The organism is Demequina lutea (genome assembly GCF_013409005.1).
GTDB classification, from domain to species: Bacteria; Actinomycetota; Actinomycetes; order Actinomycetales; family Demequinaceae; genus Demequina; species Demequina lutea.
This window is the reverse complement of the sequence record NZ_JACBZO010000001.1, coordinates 1,326,916-1,350,751: the sequence shown is the minus strand read 5'-3', so window position 1 is coordinate 1,350,751 and position 23,836 is coordinate 1,326,916. Positions and strand designations below refer to the sequence as shown.

23 protein-coding genes are annotated in these 23,836 nt (G+C 66.4%); 15 read left to right on the top strand and 8 right to left on the bottom strand.

What is annotated here, in order from left to right:
• Together BKA03_RS06565 and BKA03_RS15000 are read left to right on the top strand one after the other, a co-directional pair.
• Positions 1-1,134, top strand: a complete 1,134-nt coding sequence (locus BKA03_RS06565; RefSeq protein ID WP_062075011.1) for a cysteine desulfurase family protein — start codon at positions 1-3, stop codon at positions 1,132-1,134.
• Positions 1,131-1,400, top strand: coding sequence for a sulfurtransferase TusA family protein (locus tag BKA03_RS15000; protein WP_062075010.1), 270 nt, complete (start codon positions 1,131-1,133; stop codon positions 1,398-1,400). The genes BKA03_RS06565 and BKA03_RS15000 overlap by 4 nt, the downstream gene beginning before the upstream one ends.
• An 18-nt stretch (positions 1,401-1,418) precedes the next feature.
• On the opposite strand, the gene erpA is transcribed toward BKA03_RS15000, so the two are convergent.
• Together erpA and BKA03_RS06550 are read right to left on the bottom strand one after the other, a co-directional pair.
• Positions 1,419-1,772, bottom strand: coding sequence for an iron-sulfur cluster insertion protein ErpA (gene erpA / locus BKA03_RS06555; protein ID WP_062075009.1), 354 nt, complete (start codon positions 1,770-1,772; stop codon positions 1,419-1,421).
• 120 nt (positions 1,773-1,892) lie between these two features.
• On the bottom strand, positions 1,893-2,861 hold the full coding sequence (locus BKA03_RS06550) for a glycerate kinase (protein WP_062075008.1): 969 nt from the start codon (positions 2,859-2,861) through the stop codon (positions 1,893-1,895).
• A 73-nt stretch (positions 2,862-2,934) separates the two neighbouring features.
• Between BKA03_RS06550 and nadA the strand changes: the two genes are divergently transcribed.
• The 6 genes from nadA to amrS all read left to right on the top strand — a co-directional run bounded on the left by nadA (position 2,935) and on the right by amrS (position 8,651).
• On the top strand, positions 2,935-4,140 hold the full coding sequence (gene nadA, locus BKA03_RS06545; RefSeq protein WP_062075007.1) for a quinolinate synthase NadA: 1,206 nt from the start codon (positions 2,935-2,937) through the stop codon (positions 4,138-4,140).
• 33 nt (positions 4,141-4,173) lie between these two features.
• Positions 4,174-4,740, top strand: a complete 567-nt coding sequence (locus BKA03_RS06540) for a DUF3043 domain-containing protein (RefSeq protein WP_062075006.1) — start codon at positions 4,174-4,176, stop codon at positions 4,738-4,740.
• An 89-nt stretch (positions 4,741-4,829) separates the two neighbouring features.
• Complete coding sequence (locus BKA03_RS06535) at positions 4,830-5,846, top strand: aldo/keto reductase family protein (protein WP_062075005.1); 1,017 nt, start codon at positions 4,830-4,832, stop codon at positions 5,844-5,846.
• A 258-nt stretch (positions 5,847-6,104) separates the two neighbouring features.
• Positions 6,105-6,914: an AmmeMemoRadiSam system protein B gene (gene amrB / locus BKA03_RS06530; RefSeq protein WP_062075004.1), complete on the top strand. Its 810-nt coding sequence runs from the start codon at positions 6,105-6,107 to the stop codon at positions 6,912-6,914.
• Positions 6,907-7,521 (top strand): AmmeMemoRadiSam system protein A, encoded by a 615-nt coding sequence (amrA, locus tag BKA03_RS06525; protein WP_238579408.1) that lies wholly within the window; start codon positions 6,907-6,909, stop codon positions 7,519-7,521. Before amrB ends, amrA begins: the two co-directional genes overlap by 8 nt.
• 5 nt (positions 7,522-7,526) lie before the next feature.
• Positions 7,527-8,651 carry an AmmeMemoRadiSam system radical SAM enzyme gene (gene amrS / locus BKA03_RS06520; protein WP_083971510.1) on the top strand — a complete coding sequence of 375 codons (1,125 nt, stop codon included), beginning with the start codon at positions 7,527-7,529 and terminating at the stop codon, positions 8,649-8,651.
• Positions 8,652-8,657: 6 nt separating this feature from the next.
• Here amrS and BKA03_RS06515 read toward each other — a convergent pair whose 3' ends face one another.
• A complete protein-coding gene (locus tag BKA03_RS06515; protein ID WP_062075003.1) occupies positions 8,658-9,560 on the bottom strand; it encodes a LysR family transcriptional regulator in 903 nt (300 codons plus the stop codon).
• 83 nt (positions 9,561-9,643) lie between these two features.
• Positions 9,644-10,660, bottom strand: a complete 1,017-nt coding sequence (locus BKA03_RS06510) for a quinone-dependent dihydroorotate dehydrogenase (RefSeq protein WP_083971507.1) — start codon at positions 10,658-10,660, stop codon at positions 9,644-9,646.
• Positions 10,661-10,691: 31 nt separating this feature from the next.
• On the opposite strand from BKA03_RS06510, the gene BKA03_RS06505 reads away from it, so the two are divergent.
• Positions 10,692-12,146, top strand: coding sequence for a leucyl aminopeptidase (locus tag BKA03_RS06505; protein WP_062075002.1), 1,455 nt, complete (start codon positions 10,692-10,694; stop codon positions 12,144-12,146).
• On the opposite strand, the gene BKA03_RS06500 is transcribed toward BKA03_RS06505, so the two are convergent.
• Positions 12,143-12,478: a hypothetical protein gene (locus BKA03_RS06500; RefSeq protein WP_062075001.1), complete on the bottom strand. Its 336-nt coding sequence runs from the start codon at positions 12,476-12,478 to the stop codon at positions 12,143-12,145. The two genes, BKA03_RS06505 and BKA03_RS06500, sit on opposite strands and share 4 nt — an antisense overlap.
• Positions 12,479-12,574: 96 nt before the next feature.
• Between BKA03_RS06500 and lpdA the strand changes: the two genes are divergently transcribed.
• The 3 genes from lpdA to BKA03_RS06485 are packed head-to-tail and all read left to right on the top strand — an operon-like array spanning position 12,575 to position 16,716.
• On the top strand, positions 12,575-13,960 hold the full coding sequence (gene lpdA, locus BKA03_RS06495) for a dihydrolipoyl dehydrogenase (RefSeq protein ID WP_062075000.1): 1,386 nt from the start codon (positions 12,575-12,577) through the stop codon (positions 13,958-13,960).
• A gap of 20 nt (positions 13,961-13,980) precedes the next feature.
• Positions 13,981-15,825 carry a 2-oxoglutarate dehydrogenase, E2 component, dihydrolipoamide succinyltransferase gene (gene sucB, locus BKA03_RS06490; RefSeq protein WP_062074999.1) on the top strand — a complete coding sequence of 615 codons (1,845 nt, stop codon included), beginning with the start codon at positions 13,981-13,983 and terminating at the stop codon, positions 15,823-15,825.
• A 9-nt stretch (positions 15,826-15,834) separates the two neighbouring features.
• Positions 15,835-16,716, top strand: coding sequence for a TIGR01777 family oxidoreductase (locus BKA03_RS06485; protein WP_179397723.1), 882 nt, complete (start codon positions 15,835-15,837; stop codon positions 16,714-16,716).
• On the opposite strand, the gene BKA03_RS06480 is transcribed toward BKA03_RS06485, so the two are convergent.
• Positions 16,713-18,140, bottom strand: a complete 1,428-nt coding sequence (locus BKA03_RS06480) for a serine/threonine-protein kinase (protein ID WP_152649526.1) — start codon at positions 18,138-18,140, stop codon at positions 16,713-16,715. The genes BKA03_RS06485 and BKA03_RS06480 overlap by 4 nt on opposite strands.
• Positions 18,141-18,256: 116 nt before the next feature.
• The gene (locus BKA03_RS06475; RefSeq protein WP_062074996.1) at positions 18,257-20,431 is read right to left on the bottom strand and encodes an MMPL family transporter; all 2,175 of its coding nucleotides are present in this window, start codon (positions 20,429-20,431) and stop codon (positions 18,257-18,259) included.
• A gap of 52 nt (positions 20,432-20,483) precedes the next feature.
• Here BKA03_RS06475 and lipB point away from each other — a divergent pair, with 52 nt between their 5' ends.
• From lipB to BKA03_RS06460, 3 genes are read left to right on the top strand one after another with little or no spacing between them, the layout of a single operon-like run.
• Positions 20,484-21,224: a lipoyl(octanoyl) transferase LipB gene (gene lipB / locus BKA03_RS06470; protein ID WP_062074995.1), complete on the top strand. Its 741-nt coding sequence runs from the start codon at positions 20,484-20,486 to the stop codon at positions 21,222-21,224.
• Complete coding sequence (lipA, locus tag BKA03_RS06465; RefSeq protein WP_062074994.1) at positions 21,221-22,222, top strand: lipoyl synthase; 1,002 nt, start codon at positions 21,221-21,223, stop codon at positions 22,220-22,222. The genes lipB and lipA overlap by 4 nt, the downstream gene beginning before the upstream one ends.
• A gap of 60 nt (positions 22,223-22,282) precedes the next feature.
• A complete protein-coding gene (locus BKA03_RS06460) occupies positions 22,283-23,008 on the top strand; it encodes a DUF4191 family protein (protein WP_062074993.1) in 726 nt (241 codons plus the stop codon).
• Here the strand turns inward: BKA03_RS06460 and BKA03_RS06455 are convergent, their stop codons facing one another.
• Positions 23,009-23,698 (bottom strand): HAD-IA family hydrolase, encoded by a 690-nt coding sequence (locus BKA03_RS06455; RefSeq protein WP_062074992.1) that lies wholly within the window; start codon positions 23,696-23,698, stop codon positions 23,009-23,011.
• Positions 23,699-23,836: the final 138 nt, after the last annotated feature.

Genomic DNA, 23,836 nt, shown 5'->3' with positions numbered 1-23,836 from the left:
ATGCAAAGGTCCCGGGTCTTTCTTGACGCGGGTGGCTCAGCGCCCCTTTCGTCCCGAGTTGTCGACGCCCTTCAGGCGGGCTTTGCCGATGGTTGGGCTGATCCTGCCCGGCTCGTCACCGAGTCGCGAAAGGCGAGGGGCCTCATCGACGGCTCCCGCGAGGCCATCGCGGAGGTGTTGGGCGCCAGCGCGGACCAGGTGCACTTCGTGCCCTCGATCCATTTCGCCTTCGAGCGTGTCATCGCGGGGATCGCCCAGATGCGCCGCGCCCAACCCCGCATTGTGGTGAGTGCGATCGAACGTGACGCCCTCATTCACGCCGCGATCCACACTCGACCTCACGGCGTCGAGTCGGTAGGGGTTGACGCGGCGGGCCACCTCGACTTCGACGCATTCACGGCCGCGGTGACCGCAGATGGCGTCGCACTTGCCGCCATCCAACATGCGAACCAAGAGATAGGCACCGTCCAGCGCCTCGACCCGGTGGCCCTCGTTTGCGCCGACGCCGGGGTCCCTTTGCTTGTCGACGCCTCGTCGAGCATTGGCCACAGGGATGCGCCCGAGCACTGGGACGCGCTGGTCGCCCACCCAGCCGACTGGGGAGGGCCCGCGGGGATCGCAGTCCTCGCGCTCACCCCTCAGACTCGTTGGCTGCCCACATGGCCGGAGGGCGACGATTGGGCGCCCGGCGGCGTTAGCGTGCCGCTCGCACTTGCCTCGGCGGTGGCGCTGCAGGAACGCGAACAGGGACGACTCGCCAATGCCGGCCGTCTCGGCGCGCTCGTCGAGAAGATCAGGGCAACGGTCCGTCGTCTCGAAGGCGTTGAGGTTCTCGGCGATCCCTACGAGCGACTCCCCCACGTCGTCACGTTCTCTTGCCTGTACGTCGACGGCGAATCCCTGCTGTCCGAGCTCGATCGGGAGGGCTTCGCCGTGGGTTCCGGCTCCGCTTGCGCGAGTGGGAGCCTCGAACCGTCGCGCGTCCTCGCGTCGATCGGCGCACTCACTCACGGAAACGTGCGTGTCGCGCTCCATCCCGCCGTCACCGGCGAAGACGTCGACCGCTTCCTGGCAGTGCTGCCCCAGGTGCTCGACCGCGTGCGATCCCGCCTGGGCGCGCCACGGACACCGTGACAACCGGCGCGGGCCCGGCTACGGGTGGAGACCCGGCGCCCCTCGAGGTCGACGCGCGGGGCAAGGCGTGCCCCATCCCGATCATCATGCTCGCCAAGGCCGCTCGAGACCTGGCGCCCGGAACGGAGCTCACCGTTCTTGCGACGGACGTGGCGGCACGCTACGACGTCCCCGCGTGGGCGCGGATGACGGGAAACGACTTCGTGGGGGAAAGCAAAACGGACGGCGGGGCAATTGCCCTCACCGTCCGTCTGCGTGTGGTCTAGCGGTTCCTCAGAACCGGCTTAGCTGAACGAGTCGCCGCAAGCGCAAGAGCTCTGCGCGTTGGGGTTGTCGACCGTGAAGCCCTGCTTCTCGATCGTGTCAGCGAAGTCGATGGTCGCACCCGAGAGGTACGGCACCGACATCTTGTCGACAATCACCTCGACGCCGTCGAAGCTCTTGATCGCATCGCCTTCGAGACTGCGCTCGTCGAAATAGAGCTGGTAAATCAGGCCGGAGCAGCCGCCTGGCTGAACGGCAAGGCGCAGGCGAAGGTCGTCGCGGCCCTCTTGGGCGAGCAGGCTCTTCACCTTTGCCGCTGCGGCGTCGGTAATGACCACACCGTGGGTGGTGGGCTCGGTGGCAATGTCTGTCATAGCGCCTCCTTACGAGAACGGGTCAATCAAGGGTACGACGGACCGGTGGCTTGGTACACCCATCAACGCCGTGAACTCTGTTTTTGTGCCCCATCGATGTCACAGCAACGTCACATTCCGTCAGCGGGCCCATGTCTGCGCGAGCCTGCGGACTCCGTCGGCAAGACCCTCGGGCCCCTCCCCCGCCTCGTGGGCGGAGGAAATCCCGGCGGCCATGAGATCGCGCTTGCCCACTCGCACGCCCGGAGCGAGCAGCGCTGCGGGCACACCGTGGGCGGCGGCGGCTGCGGCGACCGGCACGGCGACGCCGTAATCGAGCGCTCGCGGCGTGAGCTCGGCCGAGATGCCCCACACGAGATCAGCGCCTCGAGCCACCTCGGTGCTTAACCCTGCGGCGTCGGCGATGTACGTACTGGCTGGCACGAGTCGCGCACCCACGGCCGCCAACGCGTAGGCGAGGCCAGCGGCCGCACCCGTACCTGGTTCGTCGGACAGGCGCGTCGGCCCCATGAGAGCCGACCTGTTCCCCACCTCGTCTCCGTGGACCGCGAGGTCTTGCCAACGCTCCTCTTGGGCCTGAGCCGCGGCAGCGACCGCGGCATCCCCTTCCTTGCCGTCCAGCAAGGCCGCGCTCATGCCCTCAAAGCCGAGCAGGGGACGTCGCGAAGAGACCAGCACCACGATGTCTAGGCCGGCGAGAAACTTCTTGGTCGCGGGAAGCGAGCCCGACCACAACTCCACGGCGTCTCCGGCGATCGCGTCGTCGCCCACGGGGATGACGACGGTGCGTCCAGCATTCGCGAGCCCCAAGAGTGCTGCGGCGACATCGATGGGGTTCCAGCGGGATGAGCCGCCGGTCGGCGCAAGCCACGTCGCGCCCGCGTGATCAATGGTTTCGGCTCCGTCAACGAAGCCGCGCGCCCCGCGCCACACATCGGCCGATCGTGGGCCGCCGCTACCCATGGGGAGCGTCACCAACTCGACTCCCGGGACGGCCGCCGCCCATGCCTGCCTCGCGATCGTCACGGCCGCCGTGGCGTCGATTCGATACCTTCCTGGCCACCCTTGTACCGCCGCCACCACTCGCATGAGGTCAAGTGTGCCTGCTCGCGCGTGGCTGAACTGACGGGGGACCCCCCCGCGACCGTGGAACAATGGTCGAATGACGCAAACCTTCGACGAGCCAGCCGCCTCACCCGCGTTGCTACTGCTCGGCACGCGTACCGACCCGATGTCCGAGCGGGGAGTCGATTGCCCGGGCGACCTGCCCGCGGCGTCTGACCCCGGGCTAGTCGAGCGTGCTCGCGCCGCGAAGGAGGCCCTCGGAGACCGCGTCTTCATCTTGGGACACCACTATCAGCGCGACGAGGTCATTCAGTTTGCCGATGTCACCGGCGACTCGTTCAAGTTGGCGCGCGATGCGGCGAACCGGCCCGGAGCCGAATTCATCGTGTTTTGTGGTGTGCACTTCATGGCCGAAAGCGCGGACATCCTCACGTCGGACAACCAGGCCGTGATCCTTCCCGACATGGCGGCCGGCTGCTCCATGGCCGACATGGCAGGAATCAACCAGGTGGAAGACGCGTGGGCCCAACTGGAAGAGGCGGGCGTCGCCTCGCGCACGGTGCCGGTTACCTACATGAACTCGACCGCGGCAATCAAGGCGTTCTGCGGCCGCCACGAGGGCGCGGTGTGCACCTCCTCAAACGCGGAGGTCGCGCTGCGCTGGGCGTTCGACACGGTGGGCGGTGTCGCGGGCGACGGCAAGGTGCTGTTCATGCCCGACCAACACCTGGGTCGCAACACCGCGGTGCTGGGCTTGGGCTTGGGCCTCGACGACTGCATCGTGTGGGACCCGCGCAAGCCCCTCGGCGGCAACACCCCGGAGGCCATCGCCGCCGCACGCATGATTCTGTGGAAGGGCCACTGCTCGGTACACGGCCGCTTCCGCAAGGACAACGTGGACACGTTGCGCGAGCAGGTCCCTGGAATCAACATCATCGTTCACCCCGAATGCACCCACGAGGTGGTCACGAGCGCCGACTTCGTGGGATCGACGGAGTACATCATCGCCGCGATCGACGCGGCCGAGCCAGGCACCGCTTGGGGCATTGGCACGGAGCTCAATCTGGTGCGCCGCCTCGCCGATGCCCACCCGGACAAGCAGGTGCACTTCCTCGAAGACACGGTGTGCTTCTGCTCGACCATGAACAGGATCGACCTGCCCCACCTGGTGTGGGTTCTCGAGTCTCTCGTCGCGGGAACGGTGCCCAACCGCATCGTGGTCGACGCCGTGACTCAAGAGCAGGCGCGCATCGCACTTGACCGAATGCTCGCGCTTCCTGCGCAGCAGCCCGAGAAGGACTAGTCGAAGCGCAACACGCGCTTTCGAGAGGACGACATGGCACGCAAGGATATCAACGAGGAACTCGCAGACGAGGCCCGCGCCGAAGGCAAGGGCAAGGCAACGCCCAAGCGCCGCGACCAGGAGGCCGCTCATCAGCGCGCCCTCGTGCTCGACCCGAAGGCGAGTTCCAAGGAGAAGCGCGAAAAGGCCCGATCACAGCGCGCCAAGGAGCAGCAGGCGCTCCTGACAGGCGACGAACGGAACATGCCCGCCGAGCACCGCGGCCCGCAGAAGCGCTTCATCCGCGACTTCGTCGACGCACGCACGGGTCTCGGCGAATACCTCATGCCCGCGTCTATCGTGTTCGTGATCATCTCGCTGTTCTTCAACGGCAATGCCAACGTGAGCGGTTGGATCATCCTGGGGTTCTACGTACTGGTGTTCGTGACGCTCGGCGAGACGTTCTGGGCGATGCGTAGCCTTCGCAATTTGATGGCAACGAAGTTCTCGGGTACGCCGATGCCACGCGGCTGGCGCATCTACACGGCTGGGCGCATGCTCAACCTGCGCCGGCTCCGAGTTCCTCGCCCGATCGTGAAGCGCGGCGAGTTTCCCGTCTAGGCCACGCATCGCAGTACTGGGCGTCGCGAGCCCGAACGAGGCGACTCGAAACGATTCGACATCTCGCTCCGGAGCGCTAGGGTGAAGACATGATTCCTTCACGCTATCTCGGCAACTCCGGCCTCAAAATATCCGAACTCACCTACGGCAACTGGATCACTCACGGCTCCCAGGTGGAAAACGATGCGGCGGCCGCCTGCGTCAGGGCCGCGCTCGACGTAGGCATCACCTCGTTCGACACCGCGGACGCCTACGCCAATACCAAGGCGGAGCAGGTCCTCGGCGATGCCCTCAAGGGCGAACGCAGGGAAAGCCTGGAGATCTTCACCAAGGTCTACTGGACCACGGGTCCTGGCGGCCCGAACGACTCCGGACTGTCGCGCAAGCACATCATAGAGTCGATCAACGGCTCGCTGACGCGGCTACAGACGGACTACGTCGACCTTTATCAGGCTCACCGCTTCGACACCGAGACTCCTCTCGAGGAGACGATGCAGGCGTTCGCCGACGTCGTCCGCCAGGGCAAGGCGCTGTATATCGGCGTGAGCGAGTGGACGGCCGACCAGATCCGCACGGGCGCGGTCATGGCCAAGGACCTTGGTTTCCAGCTCATCTCCTCGCAGCCCCAGTATTCGATGCTGTGGCGCGTGATCGAGGCCGAGGTCGTTCCCGCATCCAAGGAAGTGGGGATCAGCCAGATCGTGTGGTCCCCCGTGGCCCAAGGCGTGCTCACCGGCAAATACAAGCCAGGCCAGGCTCCGCCCCCCGGCTCGCGTGCGACTGACGAAAACGGCGGCGCGAACTTCATCGCCAGCTTGCTTTCGAACGACGAGCTCCTGACGCGAGTGCAGAAGCTTGCGCCGATTGCCGCCGAACTTGACCTGACGATGGCCCAACTCGCCGTCGCCTGGGTGCTGCAGAACGACAATGTGGCCGCCGCGCTGATCGGTGCGTCACGTCCCGAGCAGGTTCGCGAGAACGCGAAGGCCGCGGGCGTCACCATCCCCGGGGAGCTCATGGCCAGGATCGACGATGTGCTCGGCGACGCGGTCGAAAGTGACCCGGGCATGACGGCGAAGCGCGCCCCCGTGAAGCGACCCACGTAGTCGCTGCGTCTTCTCTGGAGAGGTCCAGAAACCCGAAACCCCCGGAGGCTGAGGAGCCCCGGGGGTTTCGTGCTTCAAAGGAGAAAACAATGAACTTCGTACGCCTGGCAGGTGCGTACACATCTCTCAACGGCTCTTTGCCCCAACTAGTTCCCGTTTCTTGCGATGGGTTTTTCACCCGGCACGGGGGCCTGTTCGCGCCCCCTCACCCGGTGCTGACACGTCCGCGAAGGTAGCATGGTGCTGAGGTGATGCACCATGCGCTCGCCCACCGTCAGGGAGCCTGCCGTCTCCGGAAGTTTCTACCCAAGCGATGCGATCGTTCTGCGCGACGCGGTCGACGTTCTCCTCGCTAGCGCGGTTCCTCACCGCGCAAGCAGTCCCAAGGCGCTCGTCGTTCCCCATGCGGGCTACGTGTATTCCGGACCGGTTGCCGCGACGGCCTACTCCCTTGCGGCACGGATGCGAGAAACGATCACTAGGGTGATCGTCATTGGCCCCACGCACCGGGTGGCAGTGCGAGGGGTCGCGCTTGCTGGCGTTCAAGGCTTCGCCACGCCGCTCGGAGTGCTCTCCGTGCCCGAGGCCTGGGCCGTGGCACAGCTTTCCGCGCTACCCACGGTGTGCGTCAACCCGGAGGCTCACCGGTGGGAGCACTCGGTGGAGGTGCAGTTGCCCTTCATCCAGCGAGCGCTTGGCGACGTGGACGTGATCCCATTGCTCGCAGGGGATGCCACAGGTGATGAGGTCGCCGACGTGCTCGACGCCCTATGGGGCGGGCCCGAGACGCTCATCGTCATCAGCACAGACCTGTCCCACTACCTGCCTGACCATGCAGCAAGGCAGGCCGACGCCACCACGATCGCCCGGATCATCGCGCTCGACGGGCCGATCGACCACGAGCACGCGTGCGGCGCCACTCCCCTGAATGGCCTGCTGATAGCGGCTCGCCGTCACGACCTCCACCCCACACTGCTCGACGCCCGCAACTCGTCAGACACCGCAGGCGATCCTGACCGCGTCGTCGGCTACTGCGCGGTTGCCTTTGAGGAGGCCCCCCGTGCGTAACTTCGACATGCCCGCACCTGCGCCAGAGGCGGTCCTGCCACCAGACGCCGGCAAGGTACTCATCCCGCTTGCGTGGGCCGCGATCAAGGAGGCTCTTGGCGAAGAGTCCGCGTACCCCCGCGACAGACCGGAGTGGCTGCTGGCTCCCGGAGCGAGTTTCGTCACCCTGATGGAGGGGCGTGCGTTGCGCGGCTGCATCGGCTCGCTTGAGGCCAGGCAACCGCTCATTGACGACGTGCGCACCAACGCCGTCGCCGCAGCCGTACGCGACCCCCGCTTCCCGCCGCTTGACGCCATGGAGCTAGAGCATGTGGCCATCGAGGTGTCGGTCCTGTCGCCCCCCTCGCCGCTCGACATCGACGGATTCGCTGGGGCGTATGACGCGCTCCGACCGGGGGTTGACGGAGTGATCCTGGAGGTTGACACGCGGCACAAGGCGACGTTCTTGCCCCAGGTGTGGGGGGAGTTGCCGCACCCCGCTGACTTCCTGCGCCATCTGTGGCTCAAGGCCGGCGTCGAGCCGGGAGTCTGGCACGCAGGAACCCGCCTGCACACGTACACGGTGAAGGCCTGGCAGGAACGCCCTGCGGAACGAGCCTCCGGGTAGACGAGATGACCTCCGCACCCACTTCCAGTGCCGACAAGCACTCACCCGACGTCGGGGCGTGGCACGACGCCCCAACGGCACGCTGGTGGTCGCCCCTCGCCGACGGTCGCATCGAGTGCGACCTGTGCCCTCGCCGCTGCCGCTTGCACCCCGGACAGAGAGGATTCTGCTTCGTGCGCGCGCGCGAAGGCGACCGCATGGTGCTGACGACGTACGGGCGCAGCTCTGGATTTGCGATAGATCCCGTGGAGAAGAAGCCTCTGTCCCACTTCTATCCGGGGACCGCCGTGCTGTCCTTCGGCACCGCAGGCTGCAACCTCAATTGCCGCTTCTGTCAGAACTGGGATATCTCCAAGTCCCGAGAGTGGGATCGGCTCGCCGCGGCCGCCAGCCCAGAGGCCATCGCGGCGGCAGCCCGCTCATCCGGTTGCGACTCCGTCGCGTTCACCTACAACGACCCTGTGATCTTCGCTGAGTACGCGATCGATACCGCTCACGCATGTCACGAGCGGGGCCTGCAGGCGATCGCCGTGACCGCTGGATATATCACCGACGAGGCCAGGCCGGAGTTTTTTGCGCCCATGGACGCGGCCAACATCGACCTCAAGGGCTTCAGCGAGGACTTCTACTGGAAGGTGACGGGCGCCCACCTGCGCAGCGTGCTCGACACGATCGTGTGGGTGCACGAGCACACCGACACCTGGCTCGAGTTGACAACCCTTCTCATCCCCGGTTACAACGATTCCAGCGATGAGATCGCGCGGATGTCGCGCTGGATCCTCGACGAACTCGGCCCGGACGTGCCCCTGCATTTCTCGGCGTTTCACCCCGACTTCAAGATGCTCGACGTTGCGCCCACGCCGCCGGCCACGCTACGCGCCGCACGGGCGACCGCTCTAGACATCGGCCTTCACTTCGTCTACACGGGCAATGTGCATGACCCGGAGGGCGAGACGACCACGTGTCATGCGTGCGGCGCCGTGCTCATCGAAAGAGACTGGTACTCGATTTTGGCCTACCGGATCACGAAGGAGGGTCGTTGCCCTTCCTGCGGCACCTCGGTGCCCGGACGGTTCGCCGACGTTGTCGGTGATTGGGGTCGACATTCGATCCCCATCCATATCTCGTGACAGAAGTCAAAGCGCCGCCGTCGAAGCGAGCGCGAGCAAACGTGCGGCGCCCGCTTGCAGCGGCCTTCCTGGATGCCAGATCGCCGCGAGTGGCCGACTCACCACCAACCCATCGATCTTGACGCGCACCAGACTCCCCGCATCGAGATCGTCCCTGACCGCCCGCAGGCTCAGCGCCCCCACGCCTACTCCTGCCACGATGGTGGCGCGAATGCCCGCCGTGGTGGCGAGTTCGGCAGCGGGCTGGGCGATGGCATCGGCACCCACTGCTGCGGCGAGCGCCCGCTCAAGCGTGAGGCGCGTGCCGCTGCCAGGCTCTCTGCCCACCAGCGGAGTAGCGGCCAGTTCTCCGGCCGACACCGATGTGCGTTTCGCCCACGGATGGCGTGGCGATACGACGATCCCGATCTCATCGTGACCGATGACGCGAATAGCGAGCCCCTCGGGCGCATCGGGCGTCTCGATAAAGCCCAAGTCCTCGGCGCCCGCGCGCACCCTTTCCACCACGGTCGCGCTGTTGACCACGGTAAGTTCCACTCGTGCGGCGTGCGGCTCGGCCGCGTAGGCCACCAGCCACCCTGGTGCCAGGTGTTCCGCGATCGTGAGGCTCGCGCCGACGCGCACGTGCGCTGCACGATCCGATCTCAGGGCGAGCACCGCTTGATCGAAGGCGTCCACTTGGGTCAGCAGGGAGCCCGCCCACTCGGCTACCAGCGCGCCGTGGGCCGTCAGCGTCGTGCCACGGGCGGTGCGCTCGAAGAGCGGCAGCGCCCAGCGCCTCTCGACAGCGCGCATGCGCTGAGAGACGGCCTGCTGAGAGACGCCGAGGTCCTCGGCCGCCGCGGTCAGGCTGCCGCGTGCCTCGACGGCCGCGATCATGCGCAGTTCCTCGATCGATGTCGGCCGCATGGCTCTCCCTGTCTGACAAACGGACTCAGATACAAGCAGGGCTTGTGGATCCCGTTGAAGTCACTCTACCGACATCACCGTCGCTATTGTCTGCCGAGCGTCTTGTTGACTCGCGACGGCCAGAACGGACCCTCGTAAACGAGGGCGGTGTAGGCCTGAACCAGGGTGGCGCCCGCGTCGATCATCGCGCGGGCATCGTCGGCCGTCGTGACCCCGCCCACGCCAATGAGGCACATCGAGGCACCGACTCGCACCCTCAGACGCGCGATCACATCGAGCGCGCGGTCGAGTAGCGGCGGCCCGGACAGCCCCCCGGGTCCGCGCTCATGGCCGATCGTGGTGTTGGTCGCAACGATTCCATCGAGGCCCAGTTCGATCGCGAGGTCGGCGACCGCATCCACGTCCGCATCCGCCAGGTCCGGCGCAATCTTCACCAGTAGAGGCACGTGGCGACCGGGCGAGCCCTCATCCGCGCCCGCTCGCGCGTGCTCCAGGATGGGGCGCAAGGCATCGACGGACTGCAGGTCGCGAAGCCCGGGGGTATTCGGCGAGGACACGTTGACGACAAGGTAGTCCGCGTAGGGCGCGAGCACTCTCGCGCTGTATGCGTAGTCGAGCGCGGCGTCCTCCGCGGAGGTCAGCTTGTTCTTGCCGATGTTGACCCCCACCACGGCACTTTTGCCGACGCGCGAAGACCGCAAGCGCGACAGGTGCCTGGCGGCGGCATCGGCGCCGTCGTTGTTGAATCCCATGCGGTTGCGCAGGCCGCGCACGTCGAGTTCGCGCCACGCGCGCGGCTGCTCGTTGCCTGGCTGGGCCTTGGGCGTGATGGTGCCGATCTCCACGTGTGAGAAACCCGCGAGCCACAGCCCCTTGACGGCGACGGCGTCCTTATCGAGGCCTGCCGCGAGTCCCACTGGCGCCGGGAACGTGAGGCCCATTGCCTCGACGGCAGCCGAGGCTGGCGGGGCCGGCATGAGCCGCAACGCGCGTGCGATACCCACGAGCGGCCATCCGTAGCGGAACGCAGCAATGGCCACATGGTGCGCACGTTCGGTACTCATGCGGAGGATAACGTGGCGAAAGACGAGGCCGTACACACCGCCAAACTACAGGTCTAGGCTTGGACTTATGACCACCCTTGCAGTTACTTCCGATGCCATTTCCACCCTCTCTTGCGACGCCCTGATCCTCGGCGTCGACGCTGAAGGCTCCGTCACGGCGCACCCTCAGCTCGACGAGCAGACACGCGCGGCGCTTACCGAGACGGCCGTGGCGCTCGAGGCGAGCGGAAAGGTTGGCTCGGTCACCGTGCTCCCCGGCGGCCCCACGGCGGCCCGGCGCGTCGTTCTCGTGGGTCTCGGCGACGGCACCGATGGCGAGCTTCGCTGTGCCGCCGGCGCGGCCGCACGTTCGTGCGGAAAGAAGCCCGGCACCGTCGTCGTGGCACTCCCAGGTGAGAGTGACCGTGCCCTGTCGGCCATCGCCGAGGGCTCGCTGCTCGGCTCGTATGTGTTTACGGACTACAAGTCGGACGCCGACGACGAAGAAGAGCAGGTCTTCACCGACTGGCTGATCGCGGGCGCATCCGTCGCCGCCGTCGAGCGCGCGAAGGTCATCGCTGGCGCCGTCGCGGGCACCAGGGACCTCATCAACACTCCCCCGCTCGACCTCTTCCCCGGCGCCTTCGCCGACATCGCCCAGGGCTACGGCAAGCAGCAGGGTTGCGACGTTCAGGTGTGGGAGCCGCAGCAGCTCGCCGACCAGGGCTTCGGCGGAATTCTTGCGGTGGGCATGGGTTCGGCGCGCTTGCCGCGCCTGGTGCGCATCCAGTGGGCCCCGGAGGGCGCAAAGCAGACCGTCGCCCTCGTGGGCAAGGGGATCACGTTCGACACCGGCGGCATCTCGCTCAAGCCGCCGAAGTCGATGGAGACCATGAAGTCCGACATGTCGGGCGCGGCCGCAGTGATGCACACCGTGCTTGCCGCGGCCCGAGCCAACCTCCCCGTGGCAGTCACCGGTTGGCTCTGCCTCGCGGAGAACATGCCTTCTGGCACCGCTCAGCGCCCCTCGGATGTCATCCGCATCTATGGCGGCAAGACCGTTGAGGTCCTCAACACCGACGCGGAGGGCCGCTTGGTGCTGGCCGACGGACTCGTGCGCGCCATCGAGGAAAACCCGGACGTGGTTCTCGACATCGCGACCCTCACCGGCGCCCAGGGTGTCGCACTCGGCCCACGCACATCGGGAGTCATGGGCACCGATGAGGTTCGCACCGAGGTGGTTGCCGCCGCGGACGCGATCGACGAGGACATGTGGCCGATGCCCCTGCGCCCCTACATCAGGGAAATGGTGCTGTCCAAGGTGGGCGACCTCAAGAACGTCGGCGACCCGGGCGGCCAGGCGGGAATGCTCTCCGCTGGGATGTTCCTGAAGCAGTTCGTTGGCGACGCCAACTGGGCGCACCTCGACATCGCACGCCCCGCCTTCAACGAGGGAACGGCGTACGGCTACACGACCCACGGAGGAACGGGCGCCGCAGTGCGCACGCTCTTCGAATTCCTCGAGCGCCGCGCAAACGCCTAAATCTGGCGGTGCTTCTCGTTCCACTCGCGCATGCGGGAGGGGTAACCCGACAGGTTGACGTCAAAGACGGGAACGCCAAGGTCTTTGCCCACCTTGCGCGCCGCCAGAGCATCGGGAACTTTGCGACGCGTCCACTCGCCCGTACCTGCCACGACAACGAGCGTCGTCTGTGTGACGCGAGTCGCGGGCTCGATGAACGCCTCGCAGCCCTCCCTTCCCGCGACAAAGGCGCGGAAGTGCTGCATCGTCGCCGACTGAGCCTCTCGCGAAGAGGTGCCCGTTGGCGCGCTGGGCGTCGCGCCGCGACCGAATATACGTCCGAAGAAACTCATGTCTCTTAGGGTAACCATGCCCCGTGCGGTTCGCTCCCACCGCTACCAATGGCAAGATGGGAGTTCACTGCTTCCTGACAAGGAGAATCGACTGCCGTGACCGAGTCAACCCCTAGCTCGTTTGATGTCCTCATCCTCGGCGGAGGCTCCGGCGGCTATGCCGCCGCCCTGCGCGCCTCACAACTTGGCATGACCGTCGGACTCGTCGAAGAGTCCAAGGTGGGTGGCACGTGCCTCCACAACGGCTGCATTCCCACCAAGGCCCTCCTCCACGCCGCAGAAGTGGCGGACGAGGCCCGTCACGGCTCCTCGATCGGAGTGCTGACGGAGTTCAACGGCATCGACATGCCGGCCGTCAACGCCTTCAAGCAAGGCGTCGTTGACCGCTTGTACAAGGGCCTCCAGGGCCTCGTGAAGTCGCGCAAGGTCACCGTGATCGACGGTCACGGCACCCTCGTTGGCCCCGACGCCATCGAGGTGCGCGGCGTCAGGTACACCGGCAAGAACATCGTGCTCGGCACGGGCTCTTATGCCCGCAGCCTCCCCGGGCTCGACATCGGCGGCCGGGTCATCACCTCCGACCAGGCGCTCGAGATGGACTGGGTTCCCCAGACCGCAATCGTGCTTGGTGGCGGCGTAATCGGCGTCGAATTCGCCTCCGTATGGACGTCCTTCGGTGCCAAGGTCACCGTGGTCGAGGCACTCCCCCACCTCGCGCCCAACGAGGACGAGGCACTCAGCAAAGGGCTCGAGCGCGCGTTCCGCAAGCGTGGCATCGACTTCAAGCTGGGCGTGCGCTTCTCTGGCGTCACTCAGACCGACGCGGGAGTCACGGTGACGCTCGAGGACGGCACGACGCTGTCCGCCGACGTTTTGCTCGTGGCGGTCGGCCGTGGGCCGCGCACCTCGGGCCTCGGATACGAGGAGCAGGGCATCCGCATCGATCGGGGCTTTGTCCTCACCGACGAGCGCCTCCACACCGGTATCGCCAACATCTACGCCGTCGGCGACATCGTCCCTGGACTGCAGCTCGCACACCGCGGCTTCCAGCAAGGCATCTTCGTGGCCGAGCAGATCGCGGGCCTCAACCCCGCTCTGATCGTCGAGTCGAACATTCCGCGCGTGACCTACTGCGATCCCGAGCTCGCGTCGGTGGGCGTCACCGAGGCCAAGGCCAAGGAGATTTACGGGGACGACGCGGTCGTCGCCCTCGAGTACAACCTCGGTGGAAACGGCAAGAGCCAGATCTTGGGCACAACCGGCTTCGTTAAGCTCGTGCGCGTCAAGGACGGGCCCATCGTCGGTATCCACATGATCGGAGCCCGCATGGGCGAGCAGATCGGCGAGGCGCAGCTCATCGTGAGCTGGGAGGCGCACCCGGAAGACGTCGCCCCTCTCATCCACGCTCACCCCACCCAGAACGAATCGCTCGGCGAGGCCCACCTGGCTCTTGCGGGCAAGCCGCTTCACGCGCACGAATAGGCCTCGAGGAGACACAAAGCATGAGTACTGATGTCACGCTTCCCGCACTGGGCGAGTCCGTTACCGAGGGCACAGTCACCCGTTGGCTCAAGGCCGTCGGCGACACGATCACAATGGACGAGCCGCTGCTTGAGGTGTCGACCGACAAGGTCGACACCGAGATTCCCGCCCCCGCTGGCGGCGTTCTCCTTGAAATTCTGGTGGGCGAGGACGAGACCGTCGATGTCGGCACTGTCGTGTGCCGCATCGGCGAGGCTTCCGAGGCCGGTGCCGGCGCGCCCGCTCCCGTGGCCGACGCACCCGTCGTCAGCGCCCCAGTAGAGGCCGTTCCCACGGCATCGGTGCCCGAGCCCGCACCCGCCGTTGTTGCGGCACCCGAACCAGTGGCCACGCCCGAGCCGGCTGTGGCTCCGGTCGCGTCCCCAGCCCCTGCCGCCGCCCCATCGCTAGCCGTGCGCGCCAGCGATGCGACCGACGTGCTCCTTCCGGCACTTGGCGAATCAGTTACCGAAGGCACAGTCACCCGTTGGCTCAAGGCCGTCGGGGACACGATCGCCGCGGACGAGCCCCTCCTCGAAGTGTCGACCGACAAGGTCGACACCGAGATCCCCGCCCCTGCGGCGGGCACCTTGCTCGAGATTCTGGTCAATGAGGACGAGACCGTCGACGTCGGCACCGTCGTGGCACGCATCGGCTCGGTTCCGCCCGCAGCGTCCGCTCCCACGCCCACGCCTGCACCTGTCGAGGCACCTGCGGCTCCCGTTGCCGTGGCCCCCGCTCCCGTTGCCGCACCTGCACCTGTCGTGGCACCTGCACCTGCACCTGCGCCCGTCGAGGCGCCTGTGGCCCCCGTTGCCGTGGCCCCCGCACCTGCGGCTCCCGCCGCCGTGCCGATGCCAGCCCCCGCCGCGACCCCAGCGCCAAGTGCCGGCTCCACTTCCGGCTATGTCACACCCATCGTGCGCAAGCTCGCTTCGGACAATGGCGTCGACCTTGCGTCCGTCGCGGGAACCGGCGTTGGCGGCAGGATCCGCAAGGAGGACATCCTTGCCGCGACCGCCGTTGCCGTCACCCCCGCTCCCGTGGCAGCTCCCGCAGCTCCCGCGGCTCCAGCCGCACCTGCCACCGCGGCTGCCGCGGTATCTCCGCTACGAGGTACCACCGTCAAGATGAGTCGCATCCGCACCCTCACGGCGGACAAGATGATGGAGTCGTTGCACGGCATGGCGCAGCTGACGTCGATCGTCGAGGTCGACTGCTCACGCATCTGGAACCTGCGCGCCAAGGCGAAGGGCGCCTTCGAGGCCCGCGAGGGAGCCAAGCTCACTTTCCTGCCGTTCTTCACCAAGGCGGTGGCCGACGCGCTCGTCGAACACGCATTCCTCAACGCCTCCGTGGTTGATGGTTCGATCGTCTACCACCCAAGCGTGAACCTGTCACTCGCCGTGGACACCGAAAAGGGACTCATGCTCCCCACCCTTAGGGACGCGGACAGCAAGTCGCTCGCCGACCACGCCCGCGGAATCGCCGACCTCGCCTCACGTGCCCGCACGGGTGGCCTCAAGGCCGACGAGATCAGCGGAGGAACGTTCTCGATCACCAACACCGGGTCGGGCGGCACCCTGCTCGACACCCCCATCGTGCCCTCTCCCCAGGTGGGAATCCTTGCCACCACGATCATCGAGAAGCGCGTGGTCGTCAGCAAGGGCCCCCAAGGTGAGGACGTGCTGTCTATCAAGCCGATGTGCTACCTGCCCCTCAGCTATGACCACCGCATCGTTGATGGTGCCGACGCCGCCCGCTTCCTGCAGACCGTGAAGGCCCGCATTGAGGCAGGCGCGTTCGAGGCCGAGTTGGGCCTGTAACGCATGCGCGTGATCGTCTCTGGGTCACACGGGTTGATCGGGACCGCGCTCGGGGAGTCGTTGCGCGCCGACGGCCACACCGTGGTCGCTCTTGTTCGTCGTGACGCACGTGGTGAGCACGAGTCCTCGTGGGACCCGACGACCGGGCGGATCGATGACGCGGCGATAGCGGCCGCCGATGTGGTGGTGAACCTCGCGGGCGCCTCGATTGGCGACAAGAGGCTGACCGTCGGGTACCAAAAGGTCGTGCTCTCATCGCGGGTCGACTCGACCAGCACGATCGCCAATGCGATCGCACGCGCGAACCCCACGGCGGCCCTGCTTCAAGGGTCTTCGATGGGTTTCTACGGGGACCGTGGCACTGACCCGCTGACAGAACGACTCCCCGCTGGCGACGGCTTTCTGGCCGATGTTTCGCGCCAGTGGGAGGCCTCCGCCGCACCGGCGGTGAACGCAGGGGCACGCGTCGTCTACCTGCGCACCGGACTGGTGCTTGCCCCCCACGGCGGCTTCGCAAAGCGCCTGCTTCCGCTCGCGGGGCGCGGCCTCATCGGAGCGCTTGGCCATGCGGAGGCACTCCAATCGTGGATCTCTCTCGTTGACGAAGTGCGCGCCATGCGCTTCCTCATCGACAGTGCGCACCGTGGTCCCGTGAACCTCGTGGCGCCAGGTACCGTGTCGAGCGCCGAGTTCGTGAGCGCCATCTCGGAGGCCCACGGACACCACTCGGGGATCCCTGTGCCTTCGTGGGTGCTTCAGGCGGTGGTGGGACCGGCGGCCGACGACCTGCTGGCCTCGCAGAATGGCGTGCCGGGTGTCCTCAACCGCCTCGGCTTCCAATGGACCCACTCGACCATCGCCGAGGCCGCAAAGTACATTGCACAGCCCTAACCGCCGGACTCCGTGACGGTCATCGCGTCGCTCACGAGCCAGCCTGATCCGTCGACCCACTGCAGGATAAGGTCGACCGTCTGTTCGTAATTGTCGTAGCTCCTGGTCTGCCCTCTCTCCACCACATCGTGGGGCCCAAGACGATAGCGCACCCTGACCACGGCACGGCCGCCGTCGGCGGGCAGCGGGTCCGCGGCGCCGCCCAGCCTTACCGAATCCTCGACAGACCCTTGGAGTCCATCAAACCTCAGAAGGCCGTTCCGCAGGGCCATGGCGGTGTCTTCCGCGTCAGCACGCGCGAGAGAACCCTCGGCAGTCAACGCGACCAATGCCTCACCGTCGCCACGTGCCAGCGCCTCAAATCTCGCGACCGTGAGTCGTTCCGCGGCATCATTGGGCGCCTGAAAGAGCTGTGCCTCGGAGGGCGCGACCGCTACGCCGGTCACGGTCACGATTGCGCTCGAGCCGCCGCCCGGCGTTCCGGGTGGCGCCTCTGCGGCGGCGGCTTTCGCCCCGGCCCAGGGCCCCAAGTGTGTCGCCCATGCCGCCCCCAATCCGAGTCCGCCCACAAGCCCAAGTGCAGTGATCGCCACGCCGATCCGCAGGAGTGCTCTGGTGGCATTCAGTCGCAACCGCCACCAGCGCGATTCGCGCAGGGGAACGGCCGCACTATGCGTGACAGCTCCACGCTCCACATTTCCGTGCTCGACAGTCCCGTGCTCGACAGTCCCGTGCTCGACAGTCCCGTGCTCGACAGTCCCGTGCTCGACAGTCCCGTGCTCGACAGTCCCGTAGTCCGTGGACCTTTGATTCGCTAGCACGGCACGCCTCAACGCGCTCGCCACTCCCACCGCAGGCACGAGCACCTCTTCGGGATGCGCACACGACGCGAGTGCATGCACCACCATGGCAGCGGTCGGGCGACCCTCACGGTTCGGGTGGGTCATGGGTTCGGTCCAGGCATCGATCCTGTCGGAGTCGGACTCCCTCACCGCAGAAGCCAGCAGCCGCCCGAGAGCGGCGATATCGTCGGCCGCGTGAGCGTCATCGGCGCCGTCGACGAGTCTGGCGAGACGCACCCTGCCTCGGTCAATCACGACCGCTTCCCCGTCGAGCGCTCCGTGAACGAGTCCCCCCTTGTGCAGCACCGCGAGAGCCTCCGCGACCGCTGTGCCCAGCCACACGCACTCCCCCGCTCTCAGTGCGCCTCGCGCATCGAGAACCGCCCGAAGAGTGTCGTGGTCGTGCGGCGGTTCGGTCACCGCGACCTGATCGCCCGGTGTCATCGTGACGCGACTGGGGACTAAGAAATGAGGGGAGCCGAGTCGCACCAGGCCTTCGACGCGGGAGCGCACCCGGTCGAACTCGTCGGTTCCCGTTCCCACGACGCGCTCCACGTGGCGCCCGCTTTGCACAGAGGTCATGGACCCACAGTGCCGTGCGCTGCGCGCCCGCGGGCGTTATCCACAGGGCATATTCGCCCCCGGGCGGCCCGGTATGTGAACGCCCTAGTCCTGGAGCGCTCTAGTCCTGGAGCGCCCTAGTCCTTGAAGGCGCCAGCCCACGGCCACCACGAGGCGCGGTCGACATCGGCGATGAGTCCAGGAACCAAGAGAGATCGCACGATGAAGGTGTCGACGAGCACTCCAAAGCCCACGATGAATGCGATTTGGGCGAGGAAGATCAAGGGCAAGACACCGAGCGCAGCGAAGGTTGCGGCCAACACCAGGCCCGCCGACGTGATGACCCCTCCCGTGACGGCGAGGGACCTGCGAACGCCCGCGCGAGTGCCGTAACGCAACGATTCCTCGCGGGTGCGAGACATGAGGAAGATCGAGTAATCGACACCCAACGCGACGAGAAACACGAAGGCGAGCAGCGGTGTCGCGGGATCCATTCCTGGGAAGTGGAACACATGGTCAAATACCAGGGACGAAACCCCCAACGAGGCCGCGAATGACAGAATGTTCGCCCCGACAATGAGGGCAGGGGCAACCAGCGCGCGCAGCAAGAACGACAACACGATGAAGATCACCAAGAGAATGACAGGGATGATCACCTTGATGTCGCGATCGGTCGTCAAGCGGGTGTCGAGCGCCTCGGCGGCTTGTCCCCCCACCAGGGCCTCGGGGGCCTGGTTCTTGAGGGCTTCTCGAATCGTCGAGACAACCTGTTGAGCGTCGCGGGTGGAGGCCGCCTTGGCCGTCACCGCGTCGATTTCGACCTGACCGTTCACCACGATCGGGCTCTGAGAGCCCGTGCCTGCCGGAGCGCCTTGAACAACTGCGGGAGTGAGCAGGTATGCCGCATCAATCCCTGGCACCGCCTTAACCGCCGCGAGCGCCCCGTCGGCCTTGTTCTGGTCGACAATGATCTGCACCGGCGACGTCGCACCTGCGGCGAAGTGGTCCTGGAGGACCGTGAATCCCTCAATGGATTCGGTCTGCGTGAGGAACACGTCCTTCTCGCCCAGGCCGTCCGCCTTGAGACCAAGGAGCCCCGTGGCCATCACCGCCAGCAACGCGACCGAACCCACCCAAATGATGCGCGGACGGGCGTCAACCGTGCGGGAGATCTTGCCCCACACTCCAGCACGGCGCTCGACGGCGTCGGTCGACTGACCGTCGTCACCGTCGCCGAGGTAAAGGGGGCGCATCGGCCAGAAAACACCCCGCGCCCTCTTGCCGCCCATGAGGAGGAGCGCAGGCAAGAGCGTGAGCGCCGCGAGCAAAGCGGCCGCGATGCCGATGGCACCCGCAGGGCCGAGAGAAGCATTCGACTTGAGGTCCGACAGAAGCAGCACGAGCAGCCCCAGGATCACGGTTCCGGCCGACGCCGCAATGGGCTCGAGTGAGCGACGCCATGCGACCGCCATCGCGATGTAGGGGCTCTCGTGGTGAAGCAGTTCTTCGCGATATCGCGAGACCAACAGGAGCGCATAGTCGGTGGTCGCGCCCACCACGAGGATGAACATGATTCCTTGGGACTGTCCATTGAGCGTGATCACGCCATTCTTCGCGAGCGCGTACACCAAGATGATCGCCCCTGTGAGGGCGATCATCGCCGTGGCAAGCACCAGGAAGGGCAGCACGGGGCTGCGATAGACGATCAACAAGATGACCAGCACCACGACGAGCGCGACCAGGAGCAGGATGCCTTCGATCCCTGCGAACGCGTTGACGAGGTCGGCCACGATCCCCGCCGCTCCCGTGAGATAGCCGGGCTTGGCGAGTCCCTCCGAGGCCCAGGACGACCGAACCGTGTCGGCGAATATCTGGGCCACGGACGTGCCGCCGGAGGTGGCGCGAAAGAGATCGGCCTTGACGCTAAACACCACGAGCACCGCTTGCCCGTCCTGCGAAGGCACAGCGGTGGGGGTGTTCGTGAGGATGTCCCCGACGGTGCGAGCCGCGGTGTCGCCCGCGAGGGGTTCGTTCACCACCTTGTCGACCCAGCTCTGGATCGCGGGGAGGTCCGCGCCCGCGCTGGCGTCGGTGATGACGAAGAGCCCTGGGACGGAGTCGCTCGGCACGAACTTGGCGTGAATCGCGGCCGCTTCCGTCGACTGGGCGCTTGCCGGCAAGAACGCGGAGTTTTCGTTCTTCTGAACCGAGGAAAGGACCCCGAAGGTCTGGCCTCCCACTCCCCCAACGGCCAACCAGCCCACAATCATCACGACGACAAATACCGGGCGCAACCAGGGACGCTTGTTCATGTCCCTAAGAAACCCGAACTACACCGATCCATTCCACGGTTAGCCTGGTCCGATGGAGATTCTCGATCTACTGGGCGAGGGACCTCGCGACTATCGCGAACTCTGGGCCCTCCAGCGTGAGATTCATGCCGATGTCGTCGCGGGCAAACGCCCCGACACGGTCATCTTGGTCGAGCACGTGAGCGTGTACACGGCGGGCAAGCGCACGGCCGCTTGGGACCGACCCGTCGATGGCAGCGAGGTCATCGACGTCGACAGGGGCGGGCGCATCACGTGGCACGGACCAGGGCAATTGGTGGCGTATCCCATCGTGAGACTCCGCGAGCCGGTTGACGTCGTCGCGTACGTCCGGGCGCTCGAGCGGGCCATCATTAAGGTGTGCTCCGACCTCGGGATCGAGACGCTCCGCGTCGAGGGCCGCTCGGGCGTGTGGCTTCCGGCAACCGCCGAAAAGCGCGAACGCAAGGTGTGCGCGATCGGCGTCAGAGTTGCCAAGGGCGTCACGATGCATGGCCTTGCTCTCAACTGCAATCCCGACCTCGCCGAGTTCGATCGCATCGTCCCGTGCGGCATTTCCGATGCCGATGTCACGTCGCTTTCGCTCGAGCTGCCTTCCGAAGTCACGATCGCGGCTGCCGCTCCCCTGGTGGTCGCTGCGCTCAGCGACGCTCTCGCCGACATACGATGGATGTCATCGTCGGCAGGCTCCCCCACGCCCGCTGCCGCCACCACCGCCACCCCAGCCCCCGAGCCGACACCCCTGTTGGCCGCCGAACCGCAGGAGATCGCGTGACTCTCGTCCCAGAAGGCCGCAAGATGCTCCGTGTCGAGGCACGCAACGCCGAGACACCCATCGAGCGGAAGCCCTCCTGGATCCGCACGACAGCCACCATGGGGCCCGAATACAACGAACTTAAAGCGCTGGTGAAGAAGGGCGGCCTCCACACGGTGTGTGAAGAGGCCGGCTGCCCCAACATCTTCGAATGCTGGGAGGACCGTGAGGCCACGTTCCTCATCGGCGGCTCTCAGTGCACGCGGCGTTGCGACTTTTGCCAGATCGACACCGGAAAGCCAGAGGACCTCGACCGCGACGAACCACGACGCGTCGCCGAATCGGTGCGCGACATGGGCCTCAAATACTCGACCGTCACTGGCGTCGCCCGCGACGACCTCCCCGATGGCGGGGCCTGGCTCTACGCCGAGACCGTGCGCCAGATCCACGCGCTCAACCCCGGCACCGGCGTCGAGTTGCTCATCCCCGACTTCAACGCGAAGCCCGATCAGCTCGCGGAGGTCTTCGCCTCGCGTCCCGAGGTGCTGGCGCACAACGTCGAGACGGTGCCGAGTGTCTTCAAGCGCATCCGCCCCGCGTTCACGTACGAACGTTCGCTGTCCGTCCTCACGTCGGCGCAGGCGGATGGCTTCGTCACCAAGTCGAACCTCATTCTGGGGATGGGCGAGACCTTCGACGAGATTCTGCAGGCCCTGCAGGACTTGCACGATGCCGGTTGCGACCTGCTCACCATCACCCAATACCTGCGGCCCTCGCCTCGCCACCACCCCGTCGACAGGTGGGTCAAGCCCGAGGAGTTCGTGGAGCTCTCCGAGGCGGCCGAGGAGATTGGCTTCCTTGGCGTCATGTCCGGACCGCTCGTCCGCTCGTCATACAGGGCCGGTCGCCTATGGGCTCAAGCCATGACGCGCAAGGGTAGGAACGTCCCACAGAACCTCATGCACCTCGCCAAGCCCATGACCGCGAGGCAAGAGGCATCGGCACTGCTGGCACGCTAAGCGGCGAAAAGTACACGACGCCAGGCGATGCCCGCTCGCCCCGCTAGACTGGGCACCACTATGGCGACTCCACCCCCCGCACCCAAGCAACGCTGGTACAAGACCCTGTGGCAGGCCTATACGGTCACCGCGCGGACCGACAAGAAGCTTCCCTGGATTCTCGGCGCGCTCCTCTTGGTCCCGCTCGGGACGGGAATCGTTCTGGCGGTCATTTCGACCGGTCTGGGCACGAAGATTTACGCGCCCCTGACGGGCCTAATGACGGGCGTCGTTCTCGCGCTGTTTGTGCTGACGCGGCGCTTCGAGAAGCAGATGTATGCGCAGATGGACGGGACCCTCGGCGGGTCGCTCGCCGTCGCGCAGTCTCTGCGACGCGGCTGGCAGTTCGCGGACGAACCGGTAGCGGTCGACGCAAAGTCCAAGGCCGTGGTCTTCCAGGGCATCGGCGATGGCGGGATCGTGCTGCTCGCGGAGGGCGGCCGCGCCGCCAAGCGCACGGTCGACAACACGACGTCGAGGCTTCACAAGCTCGCGCCTGGAGTCCCAGTCACCCCCATATACGTTGGCAACGGCGAAAACGAGGTGCCGCTCAAGCGCCTCAACAAGGCCATCAAGGCCACCAAGACCAAGAGTTTTGGATGGGGACTGCGCAAGGGCCTATCTGCGGGAGATCAGCAGACCGTCAGGGCTCGACTTCGCGCCCTCGGAGGCCCGCAGATTCCCATCCCCAAGGGAATTGACCCCAACCGTGCCAGGGCCGATCGCAAGGGCCTCCGCGGGCGCTGATCAGTTCCGTACGGGATTGATGCCGTCGTCAAGCGACGGGATTCCCTCGACCACGATGCGACCCTCGGGGTTGCACGCAAAGGTGACCCCCTTCCAGTCGACAATCCTCCTCAAGCCGCGCGTGACCTCGGCGTCAAGCGTCCCCACCACCACGGCTGCGGCACCCACAGCCAACGCGGCTTCAAGGCCCGCAGGCGAGTCCTCGAAGACTACGCATCGTGCCGGATCGACGCCAAGAGCGTTCGCCGCGGCCCTAAAACCCTCCGGATCCGGCTTGCCGTTCGCTACGTCGTCCGCGCCAATCAAGACGTGCGGCGCCGGGAAACCGACGGTCTCGATGCGCTTCAGCGCCGCGTCTCTTAGGGCCGACGTGACGACGGCCCAGCGCTCACGTGGCAGCGCCCGCACCGCGGCGATCGCACCAGCAATCTCGCTTACCTGACCAAAGCTGCCCGCCTCCCAAGACGCGAGACGCTCGAACCATTCATCGAAACTCTCGTGGGCAGGCAAGAAGGTGCGCAGCGTCGCTGTACTTGGAGTTCCGTGCGCAAACGTGCGCACCGCGTGGGGGTCGAGTCCGAGAGTGACGGCGAACTCGGTCCACATGCGATCGACCACGGAGTTTGAGTCGACCAAGGTGCCATCCATGTCAAAGAGGACGGCGTCGACGACGAGCGCGGCTTGGGGCATCGCACAAGAGTACCCAGCGGGACCATGGACCCGATCCGCGCCCAGATGGCCGTCAGAGTCTCAACTCACGTAACGCGCCCGTAACACTCGGAATACGCGGGAGTAACGGCCTGGCACTAAGTTGGTGGAAGCCACTAT